20 protein-coding genes and 1 pseudogene are annotated in these 16700 nt (G+C 73.7%); 12 read left to right on the forward strand and 9 right to left on the reverse strand.

Annotated features, from left to right (window positions below; all coding sequences use genetic code 11):
- Positions 1-51 precede the first annotated feature (51 nt).
- Positions 52-453, reverse strand: coding sequence for a PadR family transcriptional regulator (locus tag EV188_RS19835; RefSeq protein WP_133828010.1), 402 nt, complete (start codon positions 451-453; stop codon positions 52-54).
- An 85-nt stretch (positions 454-538) separates the two neighbouring features.
- Here EV188_RS19835 and EV188_RS19840 point away from each other — a divergent pair, with 85 nt between their 5' ends.
- The gene (locus EV188_RS19840) at positions 539-844 is read left to right on the forward strand and encodes an NIPSNAP family protein (RefSeq protein WP_133828100.1); all 306 of its coding nucleotides are present in this window, start codon (positions 539-541) and stop codon (positions 842-844) included.
- Positions 845-862: 18 nt separating this feature from the next.
- On the forward strand, positions 863-1339 hold the full coding sequence (locus EV188_RS19845; RefSeq protein ID WP_133828011.1) for a YbaK/EbsC family protein: 477 nt from the start codon (positions 863-865) through the stop codon (positions 1337-1339).
- A gap of 9 nt (positions 1340-1348) precedes the next feature.
- Here the strand turns inward: EV188_RS19845 and EV188_RS19850 are convergent, their stop codons facing one another.
- The 3 genes and pseudogenes from EV188_RS19850 to EV188_RS19855 form a co-directional block, all read right to left on the reverse strand.
- The gene (locus EV188_RS19850; protein WP_133828012.1) at positions 1349-1987 is read right to left on the reverse strand and encodes a hypothetical protein; all 639 of its coding nucleotides are present in this window, start codon (positions 1985-1987) and stop codon (positions 1349-1351) included.
- Between the two features lie 67 nt (positions 1988-2054).
- Entirely contained in the window at positions 2055-2291 is a 237-nt protein-coding gene (locus tag EV188_RS33105) for a carboxypeptidase-like regulatory domain-containing protein (RefSeq protein ID WP_424922942.1), read from the reverse strand.
- A gap of 69 nt (positions 2292-2360) precedes the next feature.
- Positions 2361-3803, reverse strand: a pseudogene (locus EV188_RS19855) (MDR family MFS transporter); the annotation flags it as partial.
- A 130-nt stretch (positions 3804-3933) separates the two neighbouring features.
- Here EV188_RS19855 and EV188_RS19860 point away from each other — a divergent pair.
- The 4 genes from EV188_RS19860 to EV188_RS19875 all read left to right on the forward strand — a co-directional run bounded on the left by EV188_RS19860 (position 3934) and on the right by EV188_RS19875 (position 6576).
- Complete coding sequence (locus tag EV188_RS19860; RefSeq protein ID WP_208114292.1) at positions 3934-4824, forward strand: aminoglycoside phosphotransferase family protein; 891 nt, start codon at positions 3934-3936, stop codon at positions 4822-4824.
- An 81-nt stretch (positions 4825-4905) separates the two neighbouring features.
- Complete coding sequence (locus EV188_RS19865; protein ID WP_133828013.1) at positions 4906-5646, forward strand: SDR family oxidoreductase; 741 nt, start codon at positions 4906-4908, stop codon at positions 5644-5646.
- Complete coding sequence (locus EV188_RS19870; RefSeq protein ID WP_243741845.1) at positions 5643-6242, forward strand: TetR-like C-terminal domain-containing protein; 600 nt, start codon at positions 5643-5645, stop codon at positions 6240-6242. The genes EV188_RS19865 and EV188_RS19870 overlap by 4 nt, the downstream gene beginning before the upstream one ends.
- A 151-nt stretch (positions 6243-6393) precedes the next feature.
- On the forward strand, positions 6394-6576 hold the full coding sequence (locus EV188_RS19875; protein ID WP_133828015.1) for a hypothetical protein: 183 nt from the start codon (positions 6394-6396) through the stop codon (positions 6574-6576).
- 59 nt (positions 6577-6635) lie between these two features.
- On the opposite strand, the gene EV188_RS19880 is transcribed toward EV188_RS19875, so the two are convergent.
- Positions 6636-8414 (reverse strand): ABC transporter ATP-binding protein, encoded by a 1779-nt coding sequence (locus EV188_RS19880; protein ID WP_279536759.1) that lies wholly within the window; start codon positions 8412-8414, stop codon positions 6636-6638.
- A gap of 89 nt (positions 8415-8503) precedes the next feature.
- On the opposite strand from EV188_RS19880, the gene EV188_RS19885 reads away from it, so the two are divergent.
- Positions 8504-8917 (forward strand): MarR family winged helix-turn-helix transcriptional regulator, encoded by a 414-nt coding sequence (locus EV188_RS19885; protein ID WP_133828017.1) that lies wholly within the window; start codon positions 8504-8506, stop codon positions 8915-8917.
- 1 nt (position 8918) lies between these two features.
- Here the strand turns inward: EV188_RS19885 and EV188_RS19890 are convergent, their stop codons facing one another.
- Both EV188_RS19890 and EV188_RS19895 read right to left on the reverse strand, forming a co-directional pair.
- Positions 8919-9788 carry an alpha/beta fold hydrolase gene (locus EV188_RS19890; protein ID WP_243741846.1) on the reverse strand — a complete coding sequence of 290 codons (870 nt, stop codon included), beginning with the start codon at positions 9786-9788 and terminating at the stop codon, positions 8919-8921.
- 64 nt (positions 9789-9852) lie between these two features.
- Complete coding sequence (locus EV188_RS19895; protein WP_133828018.1) at positions 9853-10326, reverse strand: MarR family winged helix-turn-helix transcriptional regulator; 474 nt, start codon at positions 10324-10326, stop codon at positions 9853-9855.
- A gap of 77 nt (positions 10327-10403) precedes the next feature.
- Here EV188_RS19895 and EV188_RS19900 point away from each other — a divergent pair, with 77 nt between their 5' ends.
- The gene (locus tag EV188_RS19900; RefSeq protein ID WP_341770778.1) at positions 10404-10796 is read left to right on the forward strand and encodes a DUF5313 family protein; all 393 of its coding nucleotides are present in this window, start codon (positions 10404-10406) and stop codon (positions 10794-10796) included.
- On the opposite strand, the gene EV188_RS19905 is transcribed toward EV188_RS19900, so the two are convergent.
- Complete coding sequence (locus EV188_RS19905) at positions 10775-12292, reverse strand: MFS transporter (protein WP_243741847.1); 1518 nt, start codon at positions 12290-12292, stop codon at positions 10775-10777. The two genes, EV188_RS19900 and EV188_RS19905, sit on opposite strands and share 22 nt — an antisense overlap.
- 140 nt (positions 12293-12432) lie before the next feature.
- On the opposite strand from EV188_RS19905, the gene EV188_RS19910 reads away from it, so the two are divergent.
- The 3 genes from EV188_RS19910 to EV188_RS19920 all read left to right on the forward strand — a co-directional run bounded on the left by EV188_RS19910 (position 12433) and on the right by EV188_RS19920 (position 13831).
- The gene (locus EV188_RS19910; RefSeq protein ID WP_133828021.1) at positions 12433-12903 is read left to right on the forward strand and encodes a DUF7144 family membrane protein; all 471 of its coding nucleotides are present in this window, start codon (positions 12433-12435) and stop codon (positions 12901-12903) included.
- A 74-nt stretch (positions 12904-12977) separates the two neighbouring features.
- The gene (locus EV188_RS19915) at positions 12978-13541 is read left to right on the forward strand and encodes a potassium channel family protein (protein WP_133828022.1); all 564 of its coding nucleotides are present in this window, start codon (positions 12978-12980) and stop codon (positions 13539-13541) included.
- Positions 13538-13831, forward strand: coding sequence for a hypothetical protein (locus tag EV188_RS19920; protein ID WP_133828023.1), 294 nt, complete (start codon positions 13538-13540; stop codon positions 13829-13831). Before EV188_RS19915 ends, EV188_RS19920 begins: the two co-directional genes overlap by 4 nt.
- A 6-nt stretch (positions 13832-13837) precedes the next feature.
- Here the strand turns inward: EV188_RS19920 and EV188_RS19925 are convergent, their stop codons facing one another.
- On the reverse strand, positions 13838-14056 hold the full coding sequence (locus tag EV188_RS19925) for a hypothetical protein (protein WP_133828024.1): 219 nt from the start codon (positions 14054-14056) through the stop codon (positions 13838-13840).
- Between the two features lie 136 nt (positions 14057-14192).
- Here EV188_RS19925 and EV188_RS19930 point away from each other — a divergent pair, with 136 nt between their 5' ends.
- Positions 14193-16562 (forward strand): arylsulfatase, encoded by a 2370-nt coding sequence (locus EV188_RS19930; protein ID WP_133828025.1) that lies wholly within the window; start codon positions 14193-14195, stop codon positions 16560-16562.
- Positions 16563-16700: the final 138 nt, after the last annotated feature.

Raw genomic sequence — 16700 nt, forward strand, 5'->3', positions numbered from 1 at the left:
TCCGGGCCGCGCCGGCGCTCGACGTCCTGGCGAGGGGCGCCCCTCGCCCGTCTATCCGCGCGAAGGTGCCCTTCGCTCAGCACGGGGGGCGGCCTCCTGGCTGCCGTCGGCCTCGCCACCGTCGGCGAGACGGTGCAGCGAGGTCGCGAAGGCGTCGGCGGCGCGGCGGCGGGCGGTCAGGGAGCGCGTGCCGACCTCGGTGAGTCGGTAGCGGCGGGGATCCCGGCTCGAGCGGACGACGAGGCGGTTGCGGGCGAGCCGGTGCAGCGTCGGCACGACCCGGGAGTACGGGAAGTCGAGGACGTCGCCGACCTGCCGACGGACGACGTCGGAGACCTCTTCCTGCCGCAGCGGCCTCTCGGCGAGGGCGGCGAGGACGAGCGCGTCCACCTGGCCGCGGTCGCGGATGCGGGCGCGCGGGGCGGAGGGGCGGCGGGGAGCCGTCGTGGTCATGACCAGCAGGGTTACCGACGACCCACCCTCCTGACACTCCTCCGTGGGGCCGAGCGCGTTCGCCCCGGCGGGGTACTCCCCCGCCGTGATCACCTGCGTCGTGCACTACGTCATCGATCCCGCGAAGACCGCCGACTTCGAGCGCTTCGCCACCCGCTGGATGGACCTCGTGGCGCGCCACGGCGGCGTCCACCACGGCTACTTCCTGCCCGCCGAGGGCGCCAGCGACGCCGCGCTCGCCCTCTTCAGCTTCCCCAGCCTCGCCGACTACGAGACCTACCGCGCCCGCTTCGGCGACGACCCTGAGTTCGTGGAGGCCGACCGCATCCGCGACGAGAGCGGGTGCGTCGTGCGGTACGACCGCACGTTCATGCGGCCGCTGCTGCCGTGATCGCTAACCTGCCCGCTCGTGACGACGGGCAGGGAAGCGGTGCGGCGCGCACTCGAGGACGCCGGCGCGCCACGGGAGATCCAGGTGTTCGAGACACCGGTCCCCTCGGCCGCGGCGGCCGCCGAGCAGCTGGGCTGCGAGGTCGGCGCCATCGCCAACAGCCTCGTCTTCACCGCCGGCGACGGGGTCGTGCTCGTGCTGGCGTCGGGCGCGCACCGCGTCGACCTCGGCCGGGTCGCCGCGCACCTCGACGTCGCCAAGCGCCGCGTCAAGCGCGCCGACCCCGACACCGTCGAGCGCGCGACGGGCCAGCGGGTGGGCGGCGTGGCGCCGGTCGGTCACCCGGCGCCGCTGACCTGCGTCGTCGACGTCGCGCTCACCGCCTTCCCGACGGTGTGGGCGGGCGCGGGTGACGAGCACTCGATGTTCCCGACGACCGCCGCCGAGCTCGTCGACCTGACCGGCGGGACCCTGCTCGAGGTCGCCGCCGGCTGACCCGGCGCCTCAGCCCCGCGCCGTCGCCTCGTGCGCCCCGTTCGCGTGCGCCTGCTGTTCCGCCTTCGCGCCGGCCTGCGCCTTCTGCGTGAAGGCCACCGCAGCCCAGATCAGCAGGCCCGGCACGACCCAGTTGAACACCAGGTCGACCGGGCGGCTCAGCACGCCGCCCCCGGAGCCCGGCGTGTCCAGCGCGCCCGCGACGACGTGGCTGACCGCCATGACGGCGATGGCGGCACCCCACACCGCGCTGATCCGGCGGTTGATCGCGCGGAAGCGGGGGCTGGTCCAGAACTCGCGGGGCACGCTCTCGCGGGCGTACTGCTCGGTGAACGGCATCACCGGCAGCGTCGCGAAGATCGTCACCGCCAGGATCACCGCCGCGAGCGCGCGCCCGTAGCCGGCCAGGAAGGCGTCCGACGCGGGCACGGCGAACGCGACGACGCCCAGCACGAGGAACACGACCGCGGCGACGACCTCGAGCAGCTTGGGCGACTCCCCGTGGCGTACCGACCGGATGATCAGGCCGACGGCGACCACCAGCGCCAGCAGGCACGCCACCCCGACCGCGCCCGCCCCGAGGCGGCTCGCCGCCAGGGTGAAGACGATCCACGGCACGAAGCCCGTCAGCACCTTGAGAAATGACATACAGTGATCATCGCCCGCCTTCGACGCCCCGATCATCGGCCGTTCGGGTGGCGGAAGGTCACGTTCTTCAGCGGGCAGTGAGCGTCAGCCGGAGGTCGTGGGCGCGGTCGTCGCCGTCGCGCACCTCGACCCGGCGGGCCTGGGGCGTGTGGCCGGGGGCGCTGACGATCACGAGCCACGTGCCGGCCCCGGGCACCGGGAGGCGGTAGCGGCCGTCGGTGGTCCCCGCGCGCCCGTGCTGGCGCCCGTCGGTGTCGACGAGCGTCACCACGGCCTCGGCCGGACCCTCGACGGTCCCGGCCACGACCGGACGGTCGTCGGTCGGCTCGACCGCGGGCTCGGGGACGGCCTCGGTGACCGCCTCGGTGACCGCCTCGGACGAGGCGGCCCCCCGGGAGCGCCCCCGCACGAACAGCGACGCCACGAGCGCCAGCACACCGAGACAGCCCGCGACGACGAACGCCGAGCGGATGCCCGCGGCGTCGGGGGCGCCGGCGGCGTTCGCGGCGCCGAGCGCGGCCACCGTGACGAAGACGGCGGTGCCGAAGGCACCCGCGACCTGCTGCAGCGTCGAGAGGATCGCGCTGCCGTGGGAGTAGAGCTTGTCCGGGAGGCTGCCGAGCGCCTCGGTCATCAAGGGCGTCATCATCAGGCCGAGGCCGGCCATGAGCAGGACGTGGATGCCGATCACCGCGGCGATCGACGAGCCGGCGCCGAGCGAGGCGAACAGCCACAGCGAGGTCGCCATCGCCACCGCGCCGGGGATCACGAGCGGCCGCGCGCCGTACCGGTCGAACAGCGCGCCGACCGGACGTCCGAGCGCACCGAGGACGAGCCCGCCGGGCAGTACCGCGAGCCCGCTGACGAACGTGCTCGTCCCCAGCACCGTCTGCAGGTACAGGGGCAGCAGGACCGCGGCGGCGCCGATGAGGCTCATGAACAGCGGGACGGACAGCAGGATCGCGACCGAGAACGCGCGCCGGGTGAACGGCCGCAGGTCGAGCAGCGCGCGGTCCCGGCGCTGCAGGCGCAGCTGGCGCCACACGAACACGACCAGGGCGACGACGCCGACGACGATCGGCACCCACGGCGGGACGGGGTGCTCGCCGCCGCCGGACTCCCCGATCGACGAGAGCCCGTAGAGCAGGCCGGCGAAGCCGACCGCGGACAGCAGCACCGAGAGCACGTCGAGCGGCACGCGCCGGGTCGCGGTCGGCAGGTGCATCCACCGGGCGCCGACGAGCAGCGCGGCCACCGACAGCGGCAGCACCAGCCAGAACATCCAGCGCCAGCCGAGGTACTCGAGGACCGCCCCGCCGATCGTCGGCCCGACCGCGGGCGCGACGGCGATGACGATCGTGATCGTGCCCATGGTGGCGCCGCGGCGTTCCGGCGGGACGAGGCGCATCACCGTCGTCATGAGCATCGGGATCATCACCGCGGTGCCGGCGGCCTGGACGACGCGGCCGACGAGCAGTACGGCGAATCCCGGGGCGAGCGCGCCGATCAGCGTGCCGAGGCTGAACAGGCTCAGCGAGATCAGGAAGATCGTGCGGGGCGTGAAGCGCTCGAGCAGGTAGCCGGTGGTCGGGATGACCACGGCCATCGTCAGCAGGAACCCGCTGGTCAGCCACTGGACGGTGGTGGTCGAGACGCCGAGGTCGACGGTCAGGTCCCGCAGCGCGACCGACAGGATCGTCTCGTTGAGGATCATGACGAACGCCGAGCCGACGAGGACCGCGAGCAGCAGACCACTACGCGGCGGTGCCTCCCGGGGCGCGGGCGGCGCGCTCGCGGGCGCGGCGGTGTCGGTCACGGGTCCTCCCCTGTCGGCGAACTTTCCTGTCACTCAGTGCCAAGTTACCCAGCCGATCCGGACATCCCGCTGAGACGTCGATCTCCGTCGACCCGGGAACTCGCTCGCGACCACCCGGGACGATGGGCGCGTGGACGACGCCCTCCCGCCGTCGCCGGCGACGATCCGTGCCCTGATCGACGAGCAGTTCCCGCACTGGGCCGGCCTGCCCCTCGACCCCGCCCCGATGGAGGGCGGCTCCGACAATCTCCTGTACCGCCTCGGTGACGACCTGGTGGTGCGGGTGCCGCGGCACCCGAACCCCCACGGCACGCGGGAGGACCACTGGCTGCGTCTGCTCGGCCGGGTCCTGCCGGTGCCGATCCCCGTCCCGCTCGTCGGCGGGACCTGCGGGCCGAACCGCCTCTCGTTCTGGACGATCAGCCGCCTCCTGCCCGGGGAGGACGCGACGACGGCGCCGATCCCCGACCACCACGCCGTCGCCCGCGACCTCGCCGCCGTCGTGCTCGCCCTGCGGTCGCTGCCGTGGCCCGGCCCCGAACCCGGACCGGAGAACGGCGGTCGCGGCGCCCCGCTCGCCACCCGCGACGAGGAGGTGCGCAATGCCCTCGCCGCCCTGCGTGCCGACCCCGAACCGGGGATCGACCTCGCGGGCGCCGCAGCGGTCTGGCGCGACGCCCTCGCGGCCCCGCCGCACGACGGCGCGCCGGTCTGGCTGCACGGCGACCTGCTGCCCGGCAACCTCCTCGTCCGCGACGGCCGCCTGAGTGCGGTGATCGACTGGGGCTGCCTCGCCGTCGGCGACCCGGCCGTCGATCTCCTCCCCGCCTGGACCCTCCTGTCCCCCGCCGCCCGTGCGACGTTCCGCGCGGCCCTCGACGTCGACGACGCGACCTGGCGCCGGGGTCGCGGCTGGGCCGTCTCGTTCGGCCTCGTCGCCCTGCCGTACCACCGGACCCGCACCCCGGGCCTGGCCCGCGTCGCGCACCGGGCGATCGTGACGGCGGTCTCCGACCTCTGACACCTCCACATATGGACGTAACGTTCTTTTCGTGCTTCTCTATGTGTACACAGCGTTCACATCGAGCACCCGGAGGGAACGATGAGCACGACCCCGGACACCCGCGCCGCCCTCGTCACCGGAGGGTCCGGCGGCATCGGCCGGGCGGTGGCGGAACGTCTCGCCGCCGACGGCACGGCGGTCGGCGTGCACTACGCGGGCAACAAGGCCCGCGCCGAGGAGGTCGTCGCTACGATCGACGCGGCCGGCGGGCGGGCGATCGCCGTCGGCGGCGACGTGGCGGAGCCCGCGGAGATGGCGGCCGCGTTCGACGCCGTGGAGGAGGCCTTCGGCGGCGTCGACGTCGTCGTCCACACCGCCGGGATCATGACCCTGGCCCCGATCGCCGAGCTCGACCTCGACGACCTCGACCGCATGCACCGCACCAACATCCGCGGCACCGTGGTGGTGGCCCAGCAGGCCGCCCGCCGCGTCCGGGCCGGCGGGGCGATCATCGCGTTCTCGACGTCGGTGACGCGGCTGTCGTTCCCGACCTACGGCGGCTACGTCGCCAGCAAGGGCGCCGTCGAGGCCCTCGTGCCGGTGCTCGCCCGCGAGATGCGCGGCCGCGACGTCACCGTCAACGCCGTCGCGCCCGGGCCGACGGCCACCCCGCTCTTCCTCGACGGCAAGAGCGACGAGCAGGTCGCCGGCCTGGCCAAGGCCGCCCCGCTCGAGCGCCTCGGGCAGCCCGAGGACATCGCCGAGGCCGTCGCGTTCCTCGCCGGGCCCGCCCGATGGGTGAACGGCCAGACCCTGTTCGCCAACGGCGGGCTGGCGTGACCGGACAGGACGGCCCGCGTCGCGGGCGGGGGCGGCGCCCGGCCGACGAGGTCCGCGGCGAGGTCCTCGCCGCCGCCGGGGACCTGCTGCTCGCCGAGGGCATGGCCGGCTTCACCTTCGAGCGGGTCTCCGCGATCTCGGGCGCGAGCCGGACCACGCTGCACAAGTGGTGGCCGTCGCGGGGCGCGCTCGCGCTCGAGGCGTACTTCCGCACCGTCGAGAGCACGCTCGCGTTCCCCGACACCGGCGACATCGCCGCCGACCTCACCGAGCAGGTGCGGGCGTTCGTCCGGCTGATGACGGAGACGCCGGCCGGGCGGGTGATCGCCGAGCTCATCGGCTCCGCCCAGACCGACCCGGAGCTGGCGGCGGCGTACCGCGAGAACTACTCGGCGCCGCGCCGGGCGCTGGCCGTCACGGCGGTCGAGGCAGCCCGTGATCGCGGCCAGGTCCGCGACGACGTGGACGCCGAGGCCGTGGTCGACCAGCTCTGGGGTGCCTGCTACCACCGACTGCTCATCCCCGACCAGCCGCTCACCGAGGACTTCGCGGGCACGCTGGTCGACCAGCTCGTGCACGGGATCGGACGCCGCTGAGACCCGATCGGGGCTCGGCGGCGGCCTGGTGACACCACTCGTTGACCCAGGCGTAGCATCGGTGGTGCGTCACTGGATCGATCCCGAACTCCTCGGACGGACCGGCCCGGCGACGTTCCCCGAACCACCCGCGACCCGAAGAAGGTTCGCCGTGACCGCCAGCACGACCCCGGAGTCCGAGGCCGACAGCGCCCTCGACACCGAGATCGCCGAGCTCCGCCAGATCCTCGACCGCCTCGACGGGCTGACCCACCAGGCCCGCACCCGGCTGCGCCGGATCGAGCAGCACCGCAACGGTGTCGACGCCCGGTGGATCGACCGCTCCCTGCGATAGACCCCGCACACCCGAGGCCCGCCCCGATCCGATCGGGGCGGGCCTTTTCGTGTCCGGGATCAGGCGGCCAGCGCCGCGTACCGCCCCTCGCGGTCGACGAGCTCGGCGTGGCTCCCGGTCTCGACGACGTGCCCGTGGTCGAGCACCGCGATGCGGTCGGCGTGGCGCACCGTCGAGAGCCGGTGGGCGATCGTCAGCGTCGTGCGGTGGCGCGCGAGGTCGTCGAGCGCGAGCTGCACGGCCCGCTCGGTCTCGGTGTCCAGGGCGCTGGTGGCCTCGTCGAGGACGAGGACGCGCGGGTCGCGCAGCAGCGTGCGGGCGATCGCGAGGCGCTGCTTCTCGCCGCCGGAGAACCGGTGGCCGCGGGCGCCGACGACGGTGTCGTAGCCGTCGGGCAGGGCGACGAGCATGTCGTGGATGCGCGCGGCGCGGGCTGCCGCCTCGATCTCCGCGTCGGTGGCCTCGGGCTTCGCGACCCGCAGGTTCTCGCGCACGGTGGTGTGCAGCAGGTAGGTCTCCTGGCTGACGACGCCGACGACGCGCGCGAGGTCGGCGAGGCGCATGTCGCGCAGGTCGACGCCGTCGATGGTGATCCGCCCGGCGTCGGGGTCGTGGAGGCGGGCGACCAGCGCGCCGAGCGTGGTCTTGCCCGACCCGGTCTCCCCCACCAGCGCGAGGGTCGTCCCGGCGGGGATCGTGAGGTCGACGCCGTCGACGGCGGGGCGGTCGCCGCCGGGGTGCGTGAAGGTGACGTCCTCGATCCGGACGTCGCCGCGGACGTCGCCCAGCTCGACGGGCTCCGCGGGGTCGGCGATGTCGACGGTCAGGTCCTGGTACTCGAAGATCCGTGAGAACAGGGCCAGCGAGCTGGCCACCTGCACGCCGACGTCGAGCAGACCCGACAGCGGCCGGAACACGCCCGCCTGCAGCGAGGTGAAGGCGACGAGCGTGCCGATCGAGAGCTGTCCGAGGGTCCACGGCAGCCCGGCGCCGAGGTAGATGAGGGCCGGGATCGCGGCGAAGACCACGCTCATCGTGGCCATGCGCCAGCGCCCGGCGAGCTGGGAGCGGATCTCGAGGTCGGTGAGGCGCGCCGAGGAGGCGGTGAAGCGGTCGACGAGGGCGGGGCCGGTGCCGAGCGTGCGGTGCAGCGCGGCGGCGTCGACCGAGAGGCCCTCCTCGATGGTGACGTTGAGGTCGGCGAGCTCGTTCTGCCGCTTCGCGGTCAGCTCGCGGCGCATCCGCGCGACCCGCCGGCTGATCAGCACGGCCGGCGGCAGGACGACGAGCGTGACGAGCGAGAGCTGCCAGGACAGCGCGACCATGGCGACGGCGGTCGCCACGACGGTGGTGAGGTTGGCGGCGATCGAGGTGGCGGTGGACGTGACCACGGTCTGCATCCCGCCGATGTCGTTGGTGATGCGCGACTGCACCTCGCCGGTGCGGGTGCGCGTGAAGAAGCCCAGCGACTGGCGCTGCAGGTGGGCGAAGACGTCGGTGCGCAGCCGGTGCATGACGCGCTGCCCGACGCCGGTGGAGATCCAGGTCTGGACGACGCCGAGCACCGAGGTGACGGCGGCGACGCCGATCATCCCGCCGGCCAGCCAGGCGAGCAGGGGCAGGTCACGCTGCGGGAGCGCGTCGTCGATGACGGCGCGCAGGAGGAAGGGCGACGCCATCGCGACGATCGACGACGCCACGATGACGGCGACGACGACCGCGAGCGGGCCGCGGTGGGGACGGAACAGGCGCGCGATGCGCCGCAGCGAGACGTGGCGGGCCTGCTCGGCCTCGAGCGCGCGCGTCTCGGGGGAGGGTGGTGGCGTGGGGCGGGGCAAGGGGCGCCTCCTGGCGGGGAGCGGGTGTCCGATTTGCTGAGGTATCCTCAACATGAGGCTACAACAGCAAGCGCCCTACGGTATTCCCCGTGGAGGAGGACGGCTCACTGGCCGACGCGTTCTGGCTGGTCGCGCGCCGGCTGCGTCACCAGTCGCGCGAGGCCCTCGCCCCGTGGGGCGTCTCGCTCTCCCAGCTGCGCGCGCTCGAGGTGCTGCTGCGCCACGGCCCGACGCGCTCGGGCGCGCTCGCCGAGCACCTGCGCATCGCGCCGCGCTCGGCCACCGAGGTCGTCGACGCCCTCGCCGAGCGCGGCCTCGTCGAGCGCCGGCCCGACCCCGCCGACCGCCGCGCCACCCAGGTCGCCGCCACCGACGCCGGCGCCGAGCTCGGCGCGGCGGTGCGGGCGACCCGCGCGGCGGAGGCCGACCGGGTGTTCGCCGCCCTCGACGACGACGAGCGCGCCGAGCTCGGGCGCCTGCTGCGCCGCCTGGTCGAGGAGTGACTCAGCCGCCGTCCAGGACCTCGCGCAGCTTCGCCGCGAACTCGTCGGGCTTGCCCGGCCAGCCGAACTCGCCGTCGAGGAACCCGCCGTGGTGGCCCGGGAAGATCGTGGCCTCCTGCCCGAGGGCCTTGGCGGTGCCGTGTCCGGTGCGCGCGGTGTAGGTGTCGCCGGTCTCCTCGCCCACCGCGACGACGACGCGCGTCGGCGCGGCGGTCAGGGCGTCGACGTCGAGCTCGTAGTCGATGACGGCCAGCGAGCTGTCGGAGAGCAGCGGGTCGTCGCGGGAGCCGTCGTCCTCGGTCGGCATCCCGAACATCGCGGGGTCCGGGGCCGGCTGCGTGAAGTACTCGTCGGTGAACTCGCCCTGCCACGACCCGAGCGCCATGAAGCCCGCCATCCCGTGCCCCCAGCCCTTCGCCTGGTAGGCCTCGCGGAACTGCTTGCTGGCGCGGTCGGCGGCCGCGGCGTCGGGCAGAACGCCGTTGATCGGCGGCTCGTGCGCCACGAGCGTGACGACGTCCTCGGGGTGGGCGGTCACGAGCTGCAGGCCGGTCACCGCTCCCCCGCTGCTGCCGAAGGCGTCGACCGGGCCGGTGCCGAGCGCGGTGATCAGCGCGTGCAGGTCCTCGGCCTGGGTCTGCGGCGTGTTGTCGGTGCGCCCGTCGCTGCGCGTGCTGCGCCCGAGCCCGCGCGGGTCGTAGGCGACGACCGTGCGGTCCGGGAACCGCGCCGCCAGGGCGCGGAAGCCGGAGGCGTCCATCGGCTGGCCGAACATCAGGATCACCGGACGCCCGTCGGCGGGCGGCAACGGGCCGTAGACGTCGTAGGCGATCTCGGCGCCGTCCACGGGGAGAACCTTCGTCTCGGCCACGACCCACTCCTTAGTACGAGAAGACAACCAACCAGTTGCAGTGTTGTTCTCAACCGAGAAGTTGTCAAGCACGACCCTGGGCTCGCCGGGCCGCACCGATGATCTCGGTGAGCGAGCCGTGCAGCGCCCGCAGCTCGGGCAGGTCCATGGCGAGGCGCTCGACGATCGCCGGCGGGATGCGCTCGGCCTCCTCGCGCAGCGCCACCCCGGCCGGCGTCAGCCGCACGGCCAGCGAGCGCTCGTCGCCGCGGTCGCGCCCGCGGGTGACGTAGCCGGCGGCCTCGAGGCGCTTGAGCAGCGGCGACAGCGTGCCGGGGTCGAGCTCGAGGCGGCGACCCAGCTCGCTGACCGACAACGGCGCCTCCTGCCAGAGCGCGAGCATGACGAGGTACTGCGGGTGGGTGAGGTTCATCGGCTCGAGCAGCGGCTTGTACACCGAGATCACCGTGCGCGCGGCGACCGCGAGCGCGAAGCACACCTGGTTCTCGAGGGCCAGCGGGTCGAGCTCCGCGAGGTCCACCGCGGCGGTGTCGTCCATCCCACGTCTCCTGTCGGCCGGGTCGACCCCATACTATTGGTGTGCAAACCATTGGCGCACCAAGCATGGAGGCTCGCGTGCGACGGCCGAACCCCCTGCAGTGGCTCTGGTACGCCTTCGGCGGCGGCCTGCCCGCGCGGTACGCGCCGTGGGTGCTGCACGACACGACCTGCCGTACCTGGTGGCTGCGCCATGTCCTGCGCGCCGTCGTGCAGATCGCCCCGTTCGCGATCGCCATCATCGTGTTCGTGCCGGGGCCGCTGTGGCTGCGGATGATGTGCGCGCTCGGCGGCGCGATCATGGGCCTGATCTTCTCGGTCAGCTACCTGCACGAGACCGCCGAGCACCGCCTGGTCAAGGCCGGCTACCCCCTCGGCACGGGCCCCGCGACCCGCGCGGCGCGCACGGCCGACAAGGACGCCGCCGCGGCCGAGCGCTACGCCGCCCGCTACCGGACGCCGCCGGCCTGAGGGGCCGGGCTCGGGGCGACCGGCACGGCGTCGTGCACCGGGAGCGAGACCGTGGTGGCCGCTGCCGCCGCGGCGAGCTGCACCGGGGTCGGCTTCGGCTTGCGTCCGGCCCGGCGGGCGAGCGGGATGCCGAGGGCGCTGACGACGACGAGCGCGATACAGGCCCGTGAGAACGCCGTGGCGAGCGAGTCGGAGGGCGTCGCGCCGGCGGCGGTCTGCGCGGTGTCCACCGACGTGTACAGCCCGGCGACGATCGCCGTGACCACCGCACCGCCGACGTAGCGCGCCATGTTCGAGATGCCGGAGGCGGCGCCGACCTGCGCGGGCGGGACCGACTCCGTCGCGGCGGAGGACGCCGGACCGTTGGACAGGCTCAGCCCCAGGGCGACGGCGAGCAGGCCCGGCAGGAACATGAGGTAGGTCCACCCGGCGCCGACGAAGGTCAGCAGGACGAAGCCGCCGGTGAGCAGGAGGAAGCCGAGGACCACCACGGGGCGGCCGCCGAACCGGTGGGCCAGCGGCGCCACGGCGGGCGCCGCGAGGACGACGACCAGCGCCACCGGGAGACACGCGAGCCCTGCCTCGAGGCTGCTCATCCCGAACGCCGCGGGGCTCTGGAAGTAGAGGCTGATCAGGAACGAGATCCCCGCGATCGCCCCCGCCCCGATGAGGATGGCGACCGTCGACACGACGAGCAGCAGGTTGCGCAGGAGCGCGAGGTCGATCAGGGGGGCGGTGACCCGCCGCTCGACGAGGACGAAGCCGACGACGGCGAGCACGGACACGGCGAGGCACCCGAGCGTCGCGGGCGAGGCCCAGCCCCACGTGCTGCCCTCGGTCACCGCGAAGATCAGCGGCGCGAGGATCGCCGCCACGAGGACGGTGCCGGCGAGGTCCACCGAGCGTGGGCGGTCCGGGTCGCGGGACTCCGGCACGGCGGCCATCACCCACGGGATGCACACCGCGGCGATGGCGGCGTCGAGCCAGAACAGGCCCTGCCATCCGGCCACCTCGTTGAGCACGCCGCCGAGGACCGGGCCCGCCGCGGCGCCCGCCGCCGACGCGGCCCCCCACAGCGTGACGGCCCGCATCCGCGCCGGCCCGTCGGTGGCGACCGACAGCAGGCTGAGCCCGGTCGCCAGGATCGCGGCGCCGGACGCCCCCTGGATCACGCGGCCGAGGACCACCATCTCGCCCGTCGGGGCGAGCGCGATCAGCGCGCAGGACGCGACGAACAGCGCGAGCCCGGACAGGAACAGCAGGCGCCGGCCGAAGACGTCGCCCAGCACGCCCGAGGTGACGATGGTGGCCGCGCCGACCAGCAGGTAGCCGGTGACGGCCCACTGCAGCAGGTCGATCGGGGCACCGAGGTCGGCGCTGATCGACGGCAGCAGGATGCTGACGGCCGAGGTGTTGGCGTTGACGACGAACGTCGACAGGCAGCTCGTCGCGAGCACGCTCCCCGCCCCGCGCGCCGCCGCCTTCGTGTCGGTCATGGGGCGAGCCTGCGCCCGAGCCCGGGCGTCGCGCCTCATCCACGGCGGGTGAGCAGGACTCATCCGGCTCGGGTGAGGTCCGCGGACGCCGGGAGCGGGAGCGTCCGTCATCACCGTTCGCCACGTGTCTGGAGGAGACCATGACCGAACAGCAGATCCCGTCACCGGTCTCGGGGTCGCCGATCACCCCGTCCCGGGCCAACGGGACATCCGCCCCGCCCCGCTCCGGCGCCTGGATGGGCTGGGTCCGTTTCGGCGGGGTGGTGATGACGATCATCGGCGGGTTCGCCGTGGTCGAGGGGTTCTTCGCGCTGTTCTCGCCGACCTACGTCACCCTGACCGGGGAAGCCGTCCTGCTGTTCGACCTGACCGCGTGGGGCTGGATCCACATCCTGCTGGGCGTGCTCGTGCTCGCGACCGGCCTCGGGCTGCTGAGCGGCGCCGGGGCGAGCTGGGCCCGGGGCGTCGGCATCGTCCTGCTCGCCCTCAACACGATCGTGCAGCTCGCGTTCCTGCCTGCCTACCCGCTCTGGTCGATCATCCTCATCATCCTCGACATCGTCGTCATCTACGCGCTGATGGTGACGTGGGGCGAGGAGTCCGAGTACTGACGCCGCGCGAGAGGTGCGCGGACGAGGCCCGCCCGGCCGACGGGCGGGCCTCGTTCGTGCCGGAGGGAGCCAGGGTGGCCACGGAGATCGACATGCCGTCGACACGACGGGTGGTCCTGGTCCTGGGCCGCTCGGTGGTCACGATCGCGCTGCTCGTGGTCGTGTACTTCCTCGCGCCGCTGGACCCCACCCAGGACACCTCGACGCTGATCCTGTTCCTTCTCGGCCTCGCCGCGCTCGTGGCGATGATCGTCTACCAGCTGCGCGCGATCGTGACGGCGCGCTACCCGGGCCTGCGGGCCGTCGAGGCGTTCGCCAGCGCGATCCCGCTGTTCCTCCTGCTGTTCGCCGCGACCTACACGGCGGTCTCGGCCGCCCGGCCCGACAACTTCAGCGAGGCCCTGACCCGGATCGACGCGCTCTACTTCACCGTGACCGTCTTCGCGACCGTCGGCTTCGGCGACATCACGCCGCTCAGCCAGGGGGCCCGGGTGCTGGTGACCATCCAGATGGTGGCCAACCTGCTCGTCCTCGGCCTGCTCGTGAACTCGATCCTCGAGGCGGTCCGGCGGGGCAAGTCGCGCAGGAACTCGGCCCCGGACCCCACCGCACCACCGACCGGCGAGGAGCCGTCATGACCGCCCCACCCGCGACGCCCCCGGACCCGACGACACCGGGGACGACGCCACCGGAGCAGCAGGCTCCTGGGAAGCCCGCGACCGGCTGGCACGTCGACGTGCCCCTCCTCGGCCCCGTGGGCTGGCCGCCGACCGGCAGCCTGGCGTTCGTCGTCGTCCTCGGCGGGCTCGCCGCCGTGGACGTCCTCGCCTGGCCCGTGGCGCTGGCCGTCGGCCTCGGCCACGTGCTCGCCCGCGACCACGACCACCGCCTGATCGCGGAGGTCGGCGAGGGTCTCGAGATCGCCTGAGCGCGCTCAGCTCTCCGGCGCCGCGGGGAGCGGGTGGGCGGACACGACCGTGAGCCCGAGCAGGCGCAGCTGCTCGAGGATGCCGTGCAGGTGCGCGTCGTCGATCACCGCGCCGCGCAGGACCGCGCCGGGACGGATCTCCCGGACCTCCATGTCGCAGAACGCCTCGCGGGCCTGCGCGGGCAGGCTCCCGTCGACACGGAACTCGTAGAACCGGTCCGTCATCAGAGGCCTCCCGGGGTCGTCGTCCCCAGCCTGCGGGCCGGACCGCATCCCGCCCTCACCCGCCGAGGGTGGCCCGGGGCCCGTTCATCCGGCCGGGGTGAGCCGGTGCGGCCGGTCGCGCACGACCGTCGGCGCCATGAGCGCACCCGACCGTCACGCCCGCGCGATGCTGCCCATCCCGGACCGGCCGGCGCCCGGGCTCACGACGTACGACGCCAAGGACCCCGACACCTCGTTCGCCCCGATCGAGCCGCTGCTGCCGCCGGCCGGTGCGCCGAACGTCGTCGTGGTCCTGCTCGACGACGTGGGCTTCGGGGCGTCCTCGACGTTCGGCGGCCCGTGCCGCACCCCCACCGCGGACCGGCTGGCCGCGCGCGGCCTGCGCTACCGGCGCTTCCACAGCACCGCCCTGTGTGCGCCCACCCGCCAGGCCCTGCTGACCGGCCGCAACCACCACTCGGTCGGCATGGGCAGCATCACCGAGACGGCCACCTCGGCCCCGGGCAACAGCTCGGTGCGGCCGAACACCAAGGCCCCGCTGGCGCTGACGCTCAAGCTCAACGGCTACTCGACCGCGCAGTTCGGCAAGTGCCACGAGGTGCCGGTGTGCCAGTCCTCGCCGATGGGCCCGTTCGACGCCTGGCCCTCCGGGGGCGGCGGGTTCGAGACGTTCTACGGGTTCATCGGCGGCGAGAACAACCAGTGGGAGCCCGCGCTCTACGACGGCACGACACCGGTCGAGCCGCCGGCGACGCCCGAGGAGGGCTACCACCTCACCGAGGACCTCGCCGACCGCGCCACCAGCTGGATGCGCCAGCAGAAGGCGCTCATGCCGCAGCGCCCGTTCTTCGTCTACTTCGCGCCAGGCGCGACCCACGCACCGCACCACGTGCCGCGGGAGTGGGCCGAGCGTTATCGCGGCGAGTTCGACGACGGGTGGGACGCGGCGCGCGAGCGCACGTTCGCGCGCCAGAAGGAGGCCGGGATCATCCCGCCGGAGGCCGGGCTGACCGCGCGGCACGACGAGATCCCGGCCTGGGACGACATGCCCGACGAGCTCAAGCCCGTGCTGGCGCGCCAGATGGAGGTCTACGCGGGCTTCCTCGAGCACACCGACCACCAGGTCGGACGCCTCGTCGACACCCTCGAGGACATGGGGATCCTCGACGACACGCTGATCTATTACATGATCGGCGACAACGGGGCGTCGTCGGAGGGCACCACGCAGGGCGCGTTCAACGAGATGGCCAACTTCAACGGGATGGCCGGTCTCGAGACCCCCGAGTTCCTGCTCGGCAAGATGGACGAGTTCGGGTCGCCCGAGTCGTACAACCACTACGCGGTGGGCTGGGCCTGGGCGATGAACACACCCTTCCAGTGGACCAAGCAGGTCGCCTCCCACTGGGGCGGCACCCGCAACGGCACGATCGTCCACTGGCCCCGCGGCACCTCGGACCCCGGCGGTCTGCGCTCGCAGTTCACCCACGTCATCGACGTGGCCCCGACGATCCTCGAGGCCGCCGGCATCCCCGAGCCCACGATGGTCAACGGCGTGCAGCAGTCGCCCATGGAGGGCACGAGCATGCTCTACACGTTCGGCGAGCCGGACGCGCCCGAACGCCACGAGCTGCAGTACTTCGAGATGTTCGGCAACCGCGGCATCTACCACAAGGGCTGGAGCGCGGTGACCAAGCACCGCACGCCCTGGCTGATGACGGGCCACGAGCCGCCGCCGTTCGACGAGGATGTCTGGGAGCTCTACGACGGCCACAGCGACTACAGCCAGGCCCGCGACCTCGCCGCCGACAAGCCCGAGGTCCTCGCGCGCCTGCAGCGGCTGTGGCTCATCGAGGCCACGAAGTACGGGGTGCTCCCGCTGGACGACCGCACCGCGGAGCGCATCGACCCGGCGATGGCGGGGCGGCCGACCCTCATCCAAGGGACTTCGCAGCTGTTCTTCCCCGGCATGGGCCGGCTCTCCGAGAACAGCGTCCTGTCGATCAAGAACCGGTCGTTCACGGTGACCGCTGAGGTCGACGTCCCCGTCGGCGGTGGGCGGGGCGTCGTCATCGCCCAGGGCGGGCGCTTCGGGGGCTGGGCGGTCTACCTGCACGAGGGCCGGTTGACCTTCTGCTACAACGTGCTCGGCATCCAGATCTTCACCGTCCGCGGTGACGAGCCGGTGGCGGGCGGGGTGCACCAGGTGCGGGCCGAGTTCGCCTACGACGGCGGCGGCCTCGCGAAGGGCGGGGACGTGACGCTCTGGGTCGACGGCGCCGCCGCCGGCTCCGGGCGCGTGGCGATGACCCAGCCGATGGTCTTCTCCGCCGACGAGACCACCGACATCGGGCGCGAGGAGGGCACGCCGGTCAGCCCCGACTACACCGGGCCGACCAGCCGCTTCACCGGCCGCATCCACTGGGTGCAGCTCGACGTCGGCGAGGACGACCACGACCACTACCTCGACCCCGAGGAACGGCTGCGGGTGGCGATCGCGCGGCAGTAGCGCACGATCCGTCGCGTCCAACCGGACCGGCCGTGACCAGCCGTTTCCGTCCCGTCGCCGATTACGCCGAACGACGGTGCGCCTGCCACCGCAGGCGCACCCGATCGAGGAGGTTGCCTGATTCCGGGAGGGGTCGAG

This window comes from Actinomycetospora succinea (genome assembly GCF_004363095.1).
Classification (GTDB): domain Bacteria; phylum Actinomycetota; class Actinomycetes; order Mycobacteriales; family Pseudonocardiaceae; genus Actinomycetospora; species Actinomycetospora succinea.

Bases quoted from the DNA above. Each gene is read 5' to 3' on its own strand.
- EV188_RS19835 (WP_133828010.1), bottom strand. From the start codon at position 453: ATGACCACGACGGCTCCCCGCCGCCCCTCCGCCCCGCGCGCCCGCATC.
- EV188_RS19850 (WP_133828012.1), bottom strand. From the start codon at position 1,987: ATGTCATTTCTCAAGGTGCTGACGGGCTTCGTGCCGTGGATCGTCTTC.
- EV188_RS19865 (WP_133828013.1), top strand. From the start codon at position 4,906: ATGAGCACGACCCCGGACACCCGCGCCGCCCTCGTCACCGGAGGGTCC.
- EV188_RS19895 (WP_133828018.1), bottom strand. From the start codon at position 10,326: ATGGACGACACCGCCGCGGTGGACCTCGCGGAGCTCGACCCGCTGGCC.
- EV188_RS19905 (WP_243741847.1), bottom strand. From the start codon at position 12,292: ATGACCGACACGAAGGCGGCGGCGCGCGGGGCGGGGAGCGTGCTCGCG.
- EV188_RS19910 (WP_133828021.1), top strand. From the start codon at position 12,433: ATGACCGAACAGCAGATCCCGTCACCGGTCTCGGGGTCGCCGATCACC.
- EV188_RS19920 (WP_133828023.1), top strand. From the start codon at position 13,538: ATGACCGCCCCACCCGCGACGCCCCCGGACCCGACGACACCGGGGACG.
- EV188_RS19925 (WP_133828024.1), bottom strand. From the start codon at position 14,056: ATGACGGACCGGTTCTACGAGTTCCGTGTCGACGGGAGCCTGCCCGCG.
- EV188_RS19930 (WP_133828025.1), top strand. From the start codon at position 14,193: ATGAGCGCACCCGACCGTCACGCCCGCGCGATGCTGCCCATCCCGGAC.